Origin of the sequence: Persicirhabdus sediminis (genome assembly GCF_016595495.1) — a bacterium.
In the GTDB taxonomy this organism is placed as follows: domain Bacteria; phylum Verrucomicrobiota; class Verrucomicrobiia; order Verrucomicrobiales; family Akkermansiaceae; genus Persicirhabdus; species Persicirhabdus sediminis.
In genome coordinates, this window is record NZ_JAENIM010000046.1 from 15,613 (window position 1) to 31,549 (window position 15,937).

Consider the following 15,937-nt stretch of genomic DNA (forward strand, 5'->3'; position numbering starts at 1 on the left):
AGCTAACTAATCAGCTAGAACCTGTTTGATTACCTTGGCCACTTGCTCAGCCTGAGCGCGCTGCCCTTTGCTATTGTAGTGTACGTCAGTTGGAGCCTTGGCCCACTCACTCTGATGCGGCTTGCTCAGCGCATACAAATCATTGACCACAATCTCAGGGTAATCTTTCAGAACCTCAAGAGCCGCTTGGTTGTATTTCTTGGCGTCACCAGCAATGCGACCGCGAGAATTCTCTGGCACAGGAGTGGTGGTCGCAAAGATGATTTTCGCCTTCGGGTTATTCTTTTTCACGTCGTCGAAGATTTTGCGCAGATTCGCTTGGTAATCTTCTATCGATCTAACTTGCTTGCCGTCCTCAACGGTATAGTTGCCTTTTGCATCGAGGTATTTCATATCGTGCAGGCCAAAGTTCAGCTGGATCACCTGCCAATCAAAATCCCAGTGACCCTCTAACTTAGGATCACGCATCACTTCATTTAGAATCGGCATGCGCTCAAAATAGCGGCCAGTATCACCACCGTTACAATACATGCGATAGACATTAGCCACACCATCTAACTCTTCACGTAGCGGCTTCATGTAATGCATCGAAATCGAGTCACCGTAAATGAACACGTTAGGGAGCTTCTCGTTGCGCTGCGGATACGCGAATTCACTGCGTCGCATCATTTTTTTTGTCACTAACTTTGCCCATGCATCTTTCGCATCGTCAGCAGCTAGATTTCCAGAACAGACACAAACAGCAGCCATCGCTAAGGCTAATAATCTAAACTTCATGATGTTATTAATAACATCAAAACTAACTAAACAAGCCTGAATCTAGTTTCCGTCCAGTCAACCTGCCACACAGAAGCGGCATGCAACATACAGACAAAGAAAAGAAACCTTTGAGGAATAACCAATCTATGGTTTACTCTAATAGCTGAGTTTATTGGAAAATTCACTAAACCACTGACAAACAAACAAAATAACAACTATGAAAAAATTCGCAAAATGCCTCTCCATCGCCTCGCTATTCGCAGCTTCAGCATTTGCTATGAGCTCATGCGCCTCTAAGACTGAGTCATGCCCAGCTGGCTGCTCTAAGCCATGCTGCGCACAATCATGCTCAGCCAGCTGCACGAAGTCATGCTGCTCAGTTAAATAATTTCTTACACCGAGCATTTCATCCCAGCTGGCCGATGTCAGCTGGGAATTTTTTTGCTCATTTCCAGCCAGCTGGCGCTGAGCTGGAATATTCAGCAAATGGTATTACTTCGCATCGTGAATGAGAATATCGCGAGGTTTGGCACCATCTTGAGGTCCGATAATACCACGCTGCTCGAGAATATCCATCATGCGAGCGGCACGTGTATAACCTAATCTTAGGCGGCGCTGCAGCAGCGAGGTTGAAGCCTTCTGCTCTTGATAGATGACCTCGAGGCATTTCTTAATTGTTTCCTCGTCGGCGTCAGAAACGGCATTCTCTTCGTCGTCGCTACCGCCACCACTTTCGATGCTTTCTTGCACAGCTTTCTCGAATTTCTGATCCACTTGATTAGAGCAGAAATCAACAATGCGCTCGACTTCTTCGTCGGAAACAAAGGCGCCCTGAGCTCGTTCTAACTTCGCAGAGCCAGGCGGCAGGTAAAGCATGTCCCCCTTACCAACCAGCTTATCAGCACCGCCGACGTCGAGGATTACTCGGCTATCTAACTTGGATGAAACCTGGAAGGCAATTCGCGAAGGAATGTTAGCTTTGATGATACCAGTGACCACATCAGCACGCGGCGTCTGCGTAGCCACAATCAAGTGAATACCAGCTGCACGAGCCTTCTGCGCGATACGCGCGATGTTCATTTCAACATCAGCTGGCGCGGTCTGCATGAGATCAGCTAGCTCATCAATGATGATAACGATGTATGGAATGCGGTCAGGAATCTCGAGCGCAAATTCATCAAACTCTGGATCCACAGCCTCAGGACCTAACTCGCCATCAGTGAGCGCGCTAACAATAGAGTCAATGTGCTCCATGTCTGGCTCCTCTTCAGGTTCAGCTGGAGTTTCCACCTCTTCAGGTTCTGGCTCTTTTTCAATCGGTCGCTTATTGAAGCTATCGAAGTTGCGCACGCCAACTTTAGCAAAGATCTTGTAGCGGTTTTCCATCTCGTTGACCACCCAGCGCAGGGCAGCGACAACTTTCGCTGGATCGGTAACCACTGGCACCGCTAGGTGAGGCAGTGAATTGTACATCTGCATCTCTACCACCTTAGGGTCAACCATGATGAAACGTAGTTCGTCAGGGCTAAATTTATAGAGAATACTTGTGATGATAGAGTTGATGCAAACCGACTTACCTGAACCAGTAGCACCGGCGACTAACAAGTGAGGCATAGCAGCTAGATCGCCAATCACAGTATTGCCGTAGACATCTTTACCCAGCGCTAGAGGAATGCGATTCTTCGCGCTAGCAAATGATTTGTCCTGCAGCAACTCGTGCAGCGGAACAGCCACAGCCTTATTGTTAGCAATTTCAATCCCAACAGTATCCTTACCTGGAATCGGCGCGAGGATGTTGATGCGCTCAGCACAGGTTGCACGAGCAATGTCTGCTTCTAGCTGGGTAATGCGGCTAACACGCAAGCCAAGGCTCGGGTAAACTTCGTAACGAGTAATCGTTGGGCCACGGGTAATATCCCCCGGGCTCACCTCCACACCAAAGGCTTTGAGCGTTTCGACAATCTTCGACTGCACGGCTAACAGCTCACCTTTATCAGCTTCTGGCTCTTCTTCTTCGACATCGTCAATGTTGAGCAAGTCAAAACCTGGCAGCTCGTATCCTTCGTAACCGTCGGTATTCAAACCGCCAACAGCTGGCTTTTTATCAAATAGTTTATCCCCCGGCTTGGCGGCTGGCGTTTTCTTGCGCTGTGAGGCGTCGATGATCTGCGGTGGCGGAGTCGTTTTCAGCGGCAGCTCTGGCTGCGGTGACTCATCAGCTGATGTCTCAGCCGGCTTAGTTTTCGCTTTTTTCCGAGAGGCGCGTTTTTTCTTCGGTTTTTCTTCCGCGCTAATGTCGAGTTCTAGCGAATCAGAGTTGTTGCCTTCTCGCTGGCGCTCGCGCTTAAGTTTTTCTTTTTCACGCTCTCTTCTGCGTGCTTCATGACGTTCTTTAGCGCGCTTAACTTGCTCTTCAGATCTTTGCTTCCACCATGCTTTGAGTGAGCGAATGCAATGGCTAATAAAGGTCATCGGGTGAATGCCAGTCACAAGAATGAGGCTCACCAGATAGATGCATAACAGAACGATGATAGCGCCCGCTTTGTTGAGCAGGGCGACTAAGACCTTTTGACCTAGCAAATCACCTAGCAATCCCCCGGGACCGATGATGATCATTTTATCAGCCCAATCGGTAAGGATCCAATCCTGTACACCGAGAAATGCCGCCGCGCTGATAACAAAGATTCCACCGCCCAGCCAGTTCCTCCAGCTGGTCGCTTGTTCTTGGAAAATTTTAGCAAACCCCAACAGCAATAAAACTGGCGGGACCAAATACGCCGCTGCGCCACAAATTTGTAGCGTAGATAAACCTAAGATGGCACCCACGGGTCCAATCCAGTTAGTGCGAGGCAGATGCGGTTCCGCATCGGTCGCAAAGTTAGCAAACCACTTCCAATCAGTAAGTGGTAGGTCGCGTGGTGAATAGGATAACAGCGAGAGCATCAACAATGCCCCAAACCCTAGCAGGATGATTCCCTGCACCTCATTAGCCCAGGGGGGAGCTTCCTTTTGCTCTGATTTTTTCTGATTCTTTGCTGTCGCCATAATGACCTCCGTCTTTGCTAGCCGCAGCCAATCAAAATGCTGCGCCTTCGCTAATAGGTAACGCAACGCGCCTATAATTTCAATAACGCATTATATTACGCCACGCTTAAGTGACTAGACTACTAGACAACAAAGCCTTAGCAAGCAAGATTGCCGCAGTCTAATCAGCGGAGGTCGACGATGGGTCAACTATGGTGTCATGCCCGGCACCAGCTCAGGCGTGACATCTAACTCCACCAGCTGGGTCCCACGAAGAACTTTGAACTTCACGGCCTCACCGGAGACGAGATAATAAAATGCGTCGACGACGTCGGCGTAATCAGAAGTTTGGCGGTCGCCTACGCTGATGATGACATCACCTTTAACGATGCCAGCTTTGCGCGCAGGAGACGCTGGTCTGACACCAACAACCACTGGCGCTTCGTTTTGCAACTCCATTGCAATACCAATCCAACAACGAGCAACTCGCCCTTGATCTTGGCTGACATCAATGGCGCGCATGAGCACCTCGATAGGTAGAGCATAAGTGCAGCCTTCTACATCGTAAGCTGGCTGGTGAACGAGTGCGACCATGTCGCCAGCTTCGTTATAAATCGGGCTTCCAGCTACGGGAAGTTCACCGTCGTGGTTCACTCGATAGAGTGCTAGAGGAAGGACTTTTCCCTGAAATCGTTTATCTTTGCTGACCAAGCGGCTGACTTTATTTTGATCATCATGATCGAGATAGAGAGCCTGCGCAGGTTCTAGCATACTACCATTGCCAAACTTCACTTTGTCCGCGGACTTGAGTGATTCTGGCAGCTCGTAGAGAGCGATGCGGCTAACATCATCAAAGGCTAGCAATTTGAGATCTTTGTTACCATCAGCTAGTACCAACTGCGCTTTGCTAGGATCAGATCCAACAATAGCCACACTGGCTAGAATACCTCTGCTAGGCACGGGCAGCGCCATGGCTGATAGTGCCTGATCTTTAGCTTGAGGGTTTGCTAGTTCGATAGCTACGGAGTCGGCCAGCGCTGAGCTAACCATCATTGCGCTAGCCATCACAGCAGCCGAGATAGAAAATTTCATATTAAATCAATTAACAAGGAATGGGCGATTCTGCCAATGACAGAAATGGAAAAAATGATTTCTAGAAAACTTGCAGTTCCCCAACAGGCATCGCCTGTGGGCGTAGATCCACTACCTGCATGTGCTCCATCGGCTCGTAGCTATTGGCATTGCTAGCTGGCTGAACAACCAGACGGTTTGTTGGAACCTGTTGGTCATCTGGCTGCAGCGTGAATAGCAGAGCGATAGCGGCAAAAGCAGCGCCGCCAGCGTAGGCCCATTTGACACGACCAAGACATGAAAACCAAGTAGCTAGACGCTCGATGAATAATTCATGGGCTGATTGCTGCAGCATTTCCTGGCGCTGGCGCTCGCGGAATTCTGCATGAAATTGGTCAAAGAATTCATCACTAGGTTGCTCGTATTTTTTAAGAGCAATCAGCTTGGAGATTTCTGAGGTATGATCCTGTTTGTCCATGATGTGTTATTCTATTGCTTGTCGTGTTCCACAAACTCCTTGAGGTGACCTTGGAGCAGTTGGTGGGCGTAGTGAAGTCTAGATCTCACCGTACCTACCGATACGGATAAAATCTTACTAATTTGCGCGTGTGGCATCCCCTGAATGTCAAACATGGTCACCACGGCTCTATGATCGTCAGACAACATTTGCATCGCCTCGTTCAATCTTTTTTGCAATTCACCTATATTTGCTTGCCTGCGCGGGTTGGAAAAGTGTTTTTGATCAATAAATGCAGGGTCATGTTGCAGCCCTGATGAAATGTCATCATAGCTGTAGCTGGCGCGGCGCTTACGTTTTTTGAGAAAGTTGAGTGTCATGTTCACCGCAATCGCGTAGATCCATGTGTAAAAGCTGGATTTTCCCTTGAACCGCTTCAGCGATCGATAGGCTTTGGCAAAAATATCCTGCAGCAGATCACTGGTATCCTCGTTGTTTGAGGTCATGTTATAAACTAGCCCATAGAGCCGGCGAGAATACCGCTGCACCAGCACGTCAAATGCCTTGAGATCACCAGCTTGGGCTCTCGTGACTAATTCTGCATCATCACTTGCGGATTCTGTTTCTAATTCTGGCTCCATGCCTTGGGCATCTAGTTGCTAACTACGATCAATTCATTAGCTAGCTGATCAATCTAGCGGGGTATTGGCTGATATCTTATATATACCAACTCATCATGCACAGACAAACGACATCAGCGCGCGTTCAAATATTTCTACCAGTTAGCAAGAAACTCGCTCGCGCTTGATGCGCACACCGACAAACTCGGTATCCGGCAAGATGAATTTATGCAATTCCAGCTCAACGGATAAAAGGTCAAATTCCGCCAACGCCATGGTCACCACATCGTGAGCAAATGTCTCAATCAGCTGGCGAGGTTTTTCCCCAGCTAGCTGGTGAATCCGCTGAGTCAGCTGGAAATAATCCACAGTTTTGGCGATATCATCGTCCAGCTGGTCGAAGGTATTGCTAGGCTGCAGCCACAAGCTGAGCTCGAGCACCTGCGGCATAGCACGTTCTTCAGCCGGCACACCGATGTGTGTGGAAATACGTAAATTTTTGATAATGATTTGATCACTCACGACGAGATGAGCTTCTGCAATAATCCGAGATCACGCAAGATCATATCTGGCTCAGCTTCAGCCAAAGGCACCGCATGGTTGTAGCCAGTCAAAAGCGCAATCGAGCTGATGCCGCCAAATTTAGCCGTCTCCACATCATGATGCATGTCGCCGACAAATACGGTATCAGATTTTTCTAGCTGGTGGGTGTCCAGCAGCTGAGAAATGCAGTCGCGTTTATCAACAATGCCCGCGTAGATGTGCTCGAAAAATGGCCTCACCCCCAGCTGGCTAGCATTCAGGTGAAACGCATCTTCACCAATGGAGCTGAGAATAAACATGCGGAATCCTTTGCCGTGAGCAAATTGCAAAAACTCCAGCGCATGCGGCAACAAGGGAGCCTCGGTATTTGATTTGGCAAATCCCTCGCGGAAAACTGGCTCCAGCTCGTCGAGGTCCACACCAGGTAAATATTTTTCGTAAAACCCAGTATAAGGTAGCTGGAATTGACGGCGAAAAGTTTCGCGATCCATTTCCTCCACACCAAAATGGCGAAATACGTAGTTAGTAGCATCAATCACCAATGCCAAGTCGTCCACTAAGGTGCCTGACCAGTCGAAAATCCAATTTTTATACATGCTTAACCAATTTTGAAGCGGATCTGGCGCACCACATTTTTGCCGAGATCGCGCTGCAGGTTTCTGAGCAAGCGGCCACTTTGTTGTTGCAGCTCAAAACGCATCGTCGGCTGCACGACGTGTAATACCAAGATGCCGTGCTTGAGCGACTCAGGTCGCGCGTGTTTGGCGACAAATTCGCCAGCTACTGACTGCCAGACAGATTCAAGTTTCTGTTGATCAAATCCTTGATCAATGCCGGCATTTTTTAAAAGCGATTCCACATACTCCTTTGGGGTATGCAGATTGCGGCGCGGGTCTGGTCTCTCCCAGACGCCACGCCATTCACTAAGAACTTTCGCCCGAATCTTTAATGACTCGGGCAATTTTTTAGTTCTTCGAGAAGTTGACCGTTTAGGCTCCATCGTCACCAATGGCCTCAACTGGGCAACCTTCCATAGCCTCAACGCAGAGCTCACGCTCTTCATCGTTTTCTGGCTGTTTGAAGATGTATGAATAGCCTTCATCTTCTTCACGCTTGAAGTTGTCAGGTGCGGTCTCGCGACAAAGGTCGCAGTCGATGCACTGGCTATCTACATAAAACTCTCCATCAACATTCTCTGAATTACGATCTTCTTTATCTGCCATAATATTTAAAACTAGGTGGATTGCTAATTCGCCTAAATTGCCATAGCTAGCAATCTAAAATTGCAGCAATCGCTATATTTGCCGAAAAAGCAACAATACGTGCGTAGAACTAGCACAGAATACGACTTGCGGATAGTTATTTCTGGCCATCGCACTCATCTCGTATTAAATCATCTTAGGCCTATCACTAATCATCCAATTTCTTCAATCTGACATGCACAACGAGTCCCAAAATTCACCTGACCCACATCCTGCACCTGAAAATCATACTCATGATGACTTCTGGGCACTCGATGACGGACTCGACAAAGCGAGCAGCATCCCTGGTGCAAAAACACCACTAGCAGATTATCAACCGCTAGATACTGACGCGCTGGAGGAAGTAGCCGCCGCAGAGATAGATGAAGTCGCCGCCATCGCCCCAGCTACTACAGATTATCCAGCTGCCAATGCTGCTAGCCCGCGTATCGAAAAAACCGCGCCGGTTGACACGCTTCTACCAAAAGACGATCTCACGCTGGATGATGATTTTTTCGAAGACGACCCAACAGATGCGCTGGCTGAGAAATTCACCCCATCGTCACAAAGCATCCCATCACCTGCATCCGCCCAACAAGCCGCAGATCCAGCTGCCGCAGACAAACTTGTGCTAGAACTTCCAGCTGAAGAGCCAGAAGTGAAGGCTCAGCCAAAAAAATCAATTTCCGGGCTGGAGAAAATCTGCCTAGCAGGATTTGCAGTCGTGCTCGTTTCCTGCATCAGCTACGGCGCGATGGCAATCAAAGATCAAATCCCTAGCAAAGTAGTCTTACCATACACACCAGCACTTCCGCTAGAGGGAAAATTAGCTGTAATTACTGAGGTAGAAAGCTACTGGGTAGATCCATCTGTCGCCACAGCAGTAAACCTAAACACCGTGCATGCACCTGCAGTTAGCATCGAGCTAGACAGTGCTGCTAGCAAATCAGGCGCCCTGCGCGTCTTCTTCTACGACAGCAAAGATAACAAAGTGGGAGATACCAAAACCGTTGCTTTCACCAATGGCCAATTCCCCAACAACAGCAACAAAGCACTCATCGTGGGCTCCAACGGATTCCACTCACAATCTGAGTTCGACGCCTACAGGCTCGACACCAACGAAGTCTGGAGCGTGAGAATTTTTGAAGCGCCTAGCCGTGATTCACGCGGTGCAGAATTCCAAGAGCTCACCCGTATCCAGCTCACCAAATATTCCAAGGAATAGCCACCCGCTATTTCCAGCCACTTCTAAACATTGAACTTTCTCGCCCACCTGCTCTTAGCGGACCAATCTGACGCTGGTCGTATTGGTAATTTTCTGGGCGATTTTGTGCGCGGTCGTATCGACTCGCTCGACGGCCAATGGCCAGCTCAGGTGATAGATGGCATCGCCCTGCACCGCAGCATCGACCAGTTCACTGATTCACACACCGATTTCCGTGCCTGCCGCCAGCTCCTCGCTCCTGAGCGCCGTCGCTTTGCCGGCATTATCGTCGATATCTACTTCGACCACTTCATTGCTTCCAACTGGCACCGCTATCACACCGAGCCGCTAGATGACTTCATTGCGCAATTCTATCAAAGCTTGCTAGATAATCCGGCATGGCTCACGCCCATGCTCCAGCAAATCATGCCGCGAATGATAGAAGAAAACTGGCTAGGTTCTTACGGCTCGCTAGACGACCTGCGTCTCACCTTTGAACGCGTATCGTGGAGGTCACCACGCATCTCTATCATTCGCCATGCCGTTGATGATCTCGAAGCCAACTACCAGCCACTGCAGCAGCACTTCGAGTCATTCTACCCACAGCTAGAAACACACGTCGCCAGCTGGAAAAACCAGGCAAAGGGATAAAGTTCACAAGCTAACAACCATAAAAAAAGCAAGCCAGCTAGAATCAGCTGGCTTGCTTGTTTTGAAAAATAGTTAGTCGACTACGACTTAGTCTGACCATTACCACGCACGCGGTACTGGTAGGATGTCAGCTCGCGCAGCGCCATTGGCCCACGCGCATGCAACTTATCGGTAGAGATACCTATCTCAGCGCCGAAGCCATATTCTTCACCGTCGCTGAAGCGAGTAGATACGTTATGATAGACACAGGCACTATCAACGGTTCTGAGGAAACGCTCAGCGTTCTCTTCGTTAGTTGTCACAATACAATCACTGTGCTGCGAACCGTAAGTATTGATGTGAGCAACGGCAGCGTCTTGGTCAGCCACTACTTTTACTGATAGAATGTAGTCGAGGTACTCAGTGCTCCAGTCTTCTTCAGTAGCCGCTACCACTTTGTCGCCAAGAATCTGCTGGGTGCGATCATCGCCACGCAGCTCCACATTCTTTGCCCATAGCGCTTCAGCTACCTTTGGTAGAAATTCGTCAGCAATCTTCTCTTCCACTAACAATGTCTCCAGAGCATTACACACACTTGGTTTCTGTGTTTTGGCATCCACGGTGATTTTCACCGCCATTTCTTGGTCAGCTTCAGCTTCTACAAAAGTATGGCAGATGCCGTCGTAATGTTTGATCACTGGCATTCTTGCTAGAGACACAACAGTCTCGATGAGCCCTTTACCACCGCGTGGAATGATGAGGTCTAGCCATTTGTCCATACCTGCTAGAACAGCCACACTCTCGCGGTCAGTGAATGGAATCAGCTGGATCGCATTGGCTGGAAGTCCAGCTGGCTCGCCACCAGCTTGCAGAGCATCTGCAATCGCGCGGTTAGAATGGATAGCCTCAGAGCCACCACGAAGAATCGTTGCATTGCCAGACTTCAGGCATAACACAGCCGCATCGCTAGTGACGTTAGGACGGCTTTCATAAATAATGCCAATCACGCCGATAGGCACACGCACCTGTTGGATCTCCATGCCATTGCCCATGACTTTTTTATCCAGCTCTTCGCCTACTGGATCAGCCAGCTCAGCTACCTGCTCGATGCCACCAGCAATCGCGTCGATACGATCGGCATCGAGACGCAAGCGGTCCAGCATTGCAGATGTCAGGCCGCGTGCTTCGCCAGCGGCAATGTCCTTGGCATTCGCTTCGAGAATCTCACCACTGCGAGATCTCAATCCTGCTGCCATCGCACGCAAAATGTCATTTTTCTTCTCAGCGCTAAGCACTGCGAGCGCATGAGCCGCTGCATTTGCCTGTTGGCCCATTTGGTAAATAGTATCGTGGATTTCCTGAGAATTCATGCCGCCAAGGTTGAGGAATTTTGGAAAGGTGCAAGTGTAAAAACCAATTCATCGCCACCAGCTAGGAAATTTCACCCAAATATCGAGTGAAATATTTCCCACGATCTATAATCGCCAGCTGGCCACAGATTGATTAATTTACCACATCATGCCCAACGAACTTGTCCCAGCCGACCAATACAACGACCAATCCGCGCTTGTGGTGCGGGCGATTCGTGAGTTTGCCGCTCATATTCCCAAATCCGACGAACCCATCGCCATCCACCCAGACGAGCGCGCTCGTGAAATCGTCAACCGCGCGTGCATCAAAACCGCAGGAATCGCCGGCACACTGGCCATTCCTCCCGGTCCAGCTGGCATGGCTCTCATCATCCCAGATCTCGTCGCCGTGTGGAAAACTCAGCAACAAATGGTCTCCGACGTCGCCGCCTGCTACGGCAAAACTTCTACGCTAAACTCCCAGCTGATGATCTACTGCCTATTCAGACACGGCGCCGCAGTAGTCACGCGCGACATCGCCATCCGCGTCGGCGAGCGCCTGCTCATCAAACATGCCAGCCTCAAAACCATGCAGAATATTTTGGCCAAACTCGGCATCAGCGTCAGCCAGAAACTTATCGGTAAATCTATTAGCCGCTGGGTCCCACTCGTCGGCCCCGCCGTCATGAGCGGCTATTCGTATCTCGATACCAAACGAGTCGGCAAAACCGCCATCGAATCATTCCAAGGCCCCATCGAAATGATAGATGCCAACACCGAGCAGCTAGAAACCCCAGTCAGCTAGAAATCTCAACCAGCTAGAAACCCCAGTCAGCTAGAAACCCCGGTCAGCTAGAAACCCCGGTCAGCTAGAAACCCCGGTCAGCTAGAAAACCCCGGTCAGCTAGAAACCCCAGTCAGCTAGAAATCTCAACCAGCTAGAAATCCCAGCTGGGCCGAAGGTCCCAAAGAACAAAGCCCAGGGCTTCAGCCCTAGGATAAGTCCCTCCACAATGCCAGCCTGCTGAAAGTAGGCCAGAACCGCCAAGTTGAGCCATTCCAGCCAGCTAGAAATCCCAGCTGGGCCGAAGGTCCCAAAGAACAAAGCCCAGGGCTTCAGCCCTGGGATACCTCGCCCACGTGATAAGCCTGCTGAAAGTAGGCCAGAACCGCCAAGTTGAGCCATTCCAGCCAGCTAGAAATTCCAGCCAGCTGGCTAGCCCGGAGGGCTATAGGACTTTAGCCGCGGGTAAGCGAGCTCAGCGAGCGCAACCCGTGGATAGCCGCCCCAAAGACAAAATTTCCCGAAGGGAAAAGGGAAAACGCAGCACACCAAAATTGATAACCCTGCTAAAAACATGCGACTAGCCAGAATCTATCGCCTCAACACCATTCCATTCTGCCTCCGGCAGACCATCTAAATCCAAGCTTCCGTGGGTGGCACTCGCTGAGCTCGCTTACCCACGGCTAAAATCTTTAAAGCCTCCGGCTTTGGAAGGCTGTATTTCGAAAAGAAGCCATTGGTCTCTCAGCTAGCCCCAGAGCAGATAGAAATAACCAGCCCGTTAGCATCCCTACCAGCTAGAAACCCCAATCTGCTAGAAACCCCAACCAGATAGAAACCCCAATCTGCTAGACCAACCCAGCCCGTTTGCATCCCTATCAGCCAGAAACACCAGCTGGGCCGAAGGTCCAACAGAACAAAGCCTAGGGCTTCAGCCCTGAGATACCTCCCCCACATGATAAGCCTGCTGACAGTAGGCCAGAACCGCCAAGTTGAGCCATTCCAGTCAGCTAGAATTTCCAGCTGGGCCGAAGGTCCAAAAGAACAAAGCCTAGGGCTTCAGCCCTAGGATACCTCGCCCTCATGATCAGCCTGCTGAAAGTAGGCCAGAACCGCCAAGTTGAGCCGTTCCAGTCAGCTAGAAACCCCAGCCAGCTGGCTAGCCCGGAGGGCTATAGGACTTTAGCCGCGGGTAAGCGAGCTCAGCGAGCGCAACCCGTGGATAGCCGCGCCAAAGACAATATTTCCCGAAGGGAAAATGGAAAACGCAGCACACCAAAATTGATAGCGCTGATAGAACTATGCCAATAGCCAGAATCTATAACCTCACCTCCATTCCATTCTGCCTCCGGCAGACGATCTACATCCAAGCTTCCGTGGGTGGCACTCGCTGAGCTCGCTTACCCACGGCTAAAATCTTTAAAGCCTCCGGCTTTGGAAGGCTGTATTTCGAAAAGAAGCCATTGGTCTCTCAGCTAGCCCCCAAGCAGATAGAAATAACCAGCCCGTTTGCATCCCAACCAGCTGGAAACCCCAATCTGCTAGACCAACCCAGCCCGTTTGCATCCCAACCAGCTAGAAATTCCAACTGGGCCGAAGGTCCAACAGAACAAAGCCCAGGGCTTCAGCCCTGAGATACCTCCCCCACATGATAAGCCTGCTGACAGTAGGCCAGAACCGCCAAGTTGAGCCATTCCAGTCAGCTAGAATTTCCAGCTGGGCCGAAGGTCCAAAAGAACAAAGCCTAGGGCTTCAGCCCTAGGATACCTCGCCCTCATGATCAGCCTGCTGAAAGTAGGCCAGAAAGCAAGGCCTCGGCATCCAACTGCCCAGCTGAGCCCAATAATTCAGCAAAAAAATCAGCCAGCTAGAATTTCCAGCTGGCTGAGGTGAGTGAAATAACAAACCAAGTTAGACGGCACCGTAACCACACATGGCATCAGCCACCTTGATGAAGCCGGCGACGTTAGCGCCGGTTTTGTAGTCGACTGAGCGGCCAGGTCGCTGGCCATGGACGATGCATTTGTCGTGGATTTCTTTCATAATCCCCTGCAGTCGTCCCTCAAGCTCTTCGCGTGACCAGCTGATGCGCAGTGAGTTTTGGCTCTGCTCTAGGCCCGAGACAGCCACACCGCCAGCATTGGCTGCTTTAGCTGGCCCAAACAGAACATCCTTCTCGAGGAAATAATGCATGGCCTCAGCTGAGGTTGGCATGTTAGCACCTTCAGAAATTGCTAACAGACCATTTTTGACCAGCTCTTTGGCGTCATTGAGGTCTAGCTCATTTTGCGTAGCACACGGCAGGGCGATGTCACATGGCACTGACCATGGATTTTCTCCAGCGCGGTATTCGGCACCAAATTGCTCGGCGTACTCGGAGATACGACCGCGGCGCTTTTCTTTCAGATCTATCAACCAAGCTAGTTTATCTCTATCAATACCATCTCTATCATAGATGGTGCCGCCAGAATCTGAGGCGGTGTGCACGGTGGCTCCTAGATCTAATAATTTCTCAATCGCATAAAGCGCTACATTGCCAGATCCTGATACGCTGGCTTTTTTTCCAGCTAGATCAATGCCGGCGTGCTCTAGCATGTTTTGCACAAAATACACGGCACCGTAGCCAGTGGCTTCTTTGCGCACCAGGCTACCACCGTAGGAAAGCCCTTTGCCGGTGAGCGCACCGTGCCAGCGATTTTCTAGCCGCTTGTATTGGCCAAACAAATAACTAATTTCACGCGCGCCCACACCAATATCACCAGCTGGAATGTCGCGATCTGGGCCGATGTGACGGTGCAGCTCTATCATCAGCGAGTGACAAAAGCGCATCACTTCGCGGTCAGACTTGCCTTTTGGGTTAAAATTACTGCCACCTTTAGCTCCCCCCATCGGCAGCCCCGTCAGGCTATTTTTAAAAACTTGCTCAAATCCGAGAAACTTCAGAATGCTCTGATCCACGGATGGATGGAAACGCAGACCACCTTTATATGGCCCTATCGAGTTGTTAAATTGCACACGCCACGCACGGTTGGCACGCAGGTGGCCTTGATCATCTTCCCAGGTGACACGGAAAATAATAATGCGATCAGGCTCAGTCATGCGCTCTAGAATGTATTGATCACGATACAGTTGGTGCTCAGAGAGAAATGGAATCACACTCTCAGCAAACTCGCGTACCGCCTGGTGAAAAACCACTTCACCTTCATTCCGGCGGATCAGACCATGCATAAAACGCTCGATCTCGTTGTCAAAATAGCCCGTTGGCTTGGCAATCCATGATTCACTCATAATCCATATTATTTCACATATTAGTACATTTCACAAATCCGCAATGCATAAAACTATCAGTAGAGGGGGTATCATTTGTCATCGCTTGTTACTGAAAATGAAGTTTTTCCAATGCAAAGCTTGTGCTTAACTCAAATCTGTGCACATTTGCGTTCGTAAGTCGCAGCTCAATAGAGACAGTAGCCGTGCAGCCACCCTTTGATTCATCGGCTGGATATTTCAACTAACTAACCCAACGTAAGCCTACCCCGCAGCTGTCCTCGGTGTACCTTACTAATATCAACACCCAACAACCGAATTCACGATGGTGATACAGAATTTGGTCCTTCAATTTTCACCACAGAAAGAAAAACAATATGAGTAAAGGTACAGTTAAGTGGTTCAACGCTGAAAAAGGATACGGTTTCATTTGTCCTGATGACGGCGGTAAAGATTTGTTCGTTCACCATTCAGAGATCCAATCTGGTGGCGGATACGCAAGTCTCGACGAAGGCCAGAACGTTGAATTTGAAATTGGCCAAGGCCAAAAAGGCCCATGCGCCACTGAGGTTAAGCCTCTCTAATAGATTTCCGAGTAATACTATTTTATAGAAAGGCGACAGTGTTTACACTGTCGTCTTTTTTTGTTTTAAATTCGCTAGCAAAAAACTAAATCCACATAGCTGCAGTAAGCTTATTTTAACATCAACAATGCTCACTCAATGGTGTATCTCCCCCAAGTAGATTTTATTCCTTATCACATGCCATTAGCAATGGGTGCAATAAACTCGCTAAGCTAAGTCACTTCGGAGAAATCCACAGCAACAACAATCAATACAACTAATCAACCATCAAACGCTTGCCAGATACTCCGCACCGCCTGATAATAGGTCATTAAAAGACTATTTCCCCTCAACTCACACCTCATAGCCAACTAAACGGCCCAAGAATTTCATCCAGACACTGAAATATCAGCCGTATTCAAGTT

Annotated in this window: 15 protein-coding genes; 4 read left to right on the forward strand and 11 right to left on the reverse strand. The window is 49.6% G+C overall.

The features are described from left to right. Positions 1–6: 6 nt before the first annotated feature. The 9 genes from JIN82_RS15330 to JIN82_RS15370 all read right to left on the reverse strand — a co-directional run bounded on the left by JIN82_RS15330 (position 7) and on the right by JIN82_RS15370 (position 7,697). On the reverse strand, positions 7–777 hold the full coding sequence (locus tag JIN82_RS15330; RefSeq protein ID WP_200312550.1) for an SGNH/GDSL hydrolase family protein: 771 nt from the start codon (positions 775–777) through the stop codon (positions 7–9). Positions 778–1,251: 474 nt separating this feature from the next. Then, complete coding sequence (locus tag JIN82_RS15335; RefSeq protein WP_200312551.1) at positions 1,252–3,804, reverse strand: FtsK/SpoIIIE family DNA translocase; 2,553 nt, start codon at positions 3,802–3,804, stop codon at positions 1,252–1,254. A 189-nt stretch (positions 3,805–3,993) separates the two neighbouring features. After that, positions 3,994–4,875, reverse strand: a complete 882-nt coding sequence (locus tag JIN82_RS15340; RefSeq protein WP_200312552.1) for a S1C family serine protease — start codon at positions 4,873–4,875, stop codon at positions 3,994–3,996. 61 nt (positions 4,876–4,936) lie between these two features. Then, complete coding sequence (locus JIN82_RS15345) at positions 4,937–5,332, reverse strand: hypothetical protein (RefSeq protein WP_200312553.1); 396 nt, start codon at positions 5,330–5,332, stop codon at positions 4,937–4,939. Between the two features lie 11 nt (positions 5,333–5,343). Continuing rightward, complete coding sequence (locus tag JIN82_RS15350) at positions 5,344–5,952, reverse strand: sigma-70 family RNA polymerase sigma factor (protein WP_200312554.1); 609 nt, start codon at positions 5,950–5,952, stop codon at positions 5,344–5,346. Positions 5,953–6,093: 141 nt separating this feature from the next. After that, a complete protein-coding gene (locus JIN82_RS15355; protein WP_200312555.1) occupies positions 6,094–6,453 on the reverse strand; it encodes a dihydroneopterin aldolase in 360 nt (119 codons plus the stop codon). Continuing rightward, entirely contained in the window at positions 6,450–7,070 is a 621-nt protein-coding gene (locus tag JIN82_RS15360) for an HAD family hydrolase (protein WP_200312556.1), read from the reverse strand. The genes JIN82_RS15355 and JIN82_RS15360 overlap by 4 nt, the downstream gene beginning before the upstream one ends. A gap of 2 nt (positions 7,071–7,072) precedes the next feature. Further along, positions 7,073–7,435, reverse strand: coding sequence for a DciA family protein (locus tag JIN82_RS15365; RefSeq protein WP_200312557.1), 363 nt, complete (start codon positions 7,433–7,435; stop codon positions 7,073–7,075). Between the two features lie 28 nt (positions 7,436–7,463). After that, entirely contained in the window at positions 7,464–7,697 is a 234-nt protein-coding gene (locus JIN82_RS15370; RefSeq protein WP_200312558.1) for a ferredoxin, read from the reverse strand. A gap of 214 nt (positions 7,698–7,911) precedes the next feature. Between JIN82_RS15370 and JIN82_RS15375 the strand changes: the two genes are divergently transcribed. Both JIN82_RS15375 and JIN82_RS15380 read left to right on the forward strand, forming a co-directional pair. Next, a complete protein-coding gene (locus JIN82_RS15375) occupies positions 7,912–8,940 on the forward strand; it encodes a hypothetical protein (protein WP_200312559.1) in 1,029 nt (342 codons plus the stop codon). Between the two features lie 30 nt (positions 8,941–8,970). Beyond that, the gene (locus JIN82_RS15380; RefSeq protein WP_200312560.1) at positions 8,971–9,570 is read left to right on the forward strand and encodes an acyl carrier protein phosphodiesterase; all 600 of its coding nucleotides are present in this window, start codon (positions 8,971–8,973) and stop codon (positions 9,568–9,570) included. Positions 9,571–9,650: 80 nt separating this feature from the next. On the opposite strand, the gene JIN82_RS15385 is transcribed toward JIN82_RS15380, so the two are convergent. Further along, on the reverse strand, positions 9,651–10,919 hold the full coding sequence (locus JIN82_RS15385; RefSeq protein WP_200312561.1) for a glutamate-5-semialdehyde dehydrogenase: 1,269 nt from the start codon (positions 10,917–10,919) through the stop codon (positions 9,651–9,653). Between the two features lie 148 nt (positions 10,920–11,067). Here JIN82_RS15385 and JIN82_RS15390 point away from each other — a divergent pair, with 148 nt between their 5' ends. Continuing rightward, the gene (locus tag JIN82_RS15390; protein ID WP_200312562.1) at positions 11,068–11,703 is read left to right on the forward strand and encodes a hypothetical protein; all 636 of its coding nucleotides are present in this window, start codon (positions 11,068–11,070) and stop codon (positions 11,701–11,703) included. A 1,890-nt stretch (positions 11,704–13,593) separates the two neighbouring features. On the opposite strand, the gene gdhA is transcribed toward JIN82_RS15390, so the two are convergent. Beyond that, positions 13,594–14,970 carry an NADP-specific glutamate dehydrogenase gene (gdhA, locus tag JIN82_RS15395; protein WP_200312563.1) on the reverse strand — a complete coding sequence of 459 codons (1,377 nt, stop codon included), beginning with the start codon at positions 14,968–14,970 and terminating at the stop codon, positions 13,594–13,596. Positions 14,971–15,326: 356 nt separating this feature from the next. Here gdhA and JIN82_RS15400 point away from each other — a divergent pair, with 356 nt between their 5' ends. Then, positions 15,327–15,533, forward strand: coding sequence for a cold-shock protein (locus JIN82_RS15400; RefSeq protein WP_200312564.1), 207 nt, complete (start codon positions 15,327–15,329; stop codon positions 15,531–15,533). The last annotated feature ends 404 nt before the right edge of the window (positions 15,534–15,937 follow it).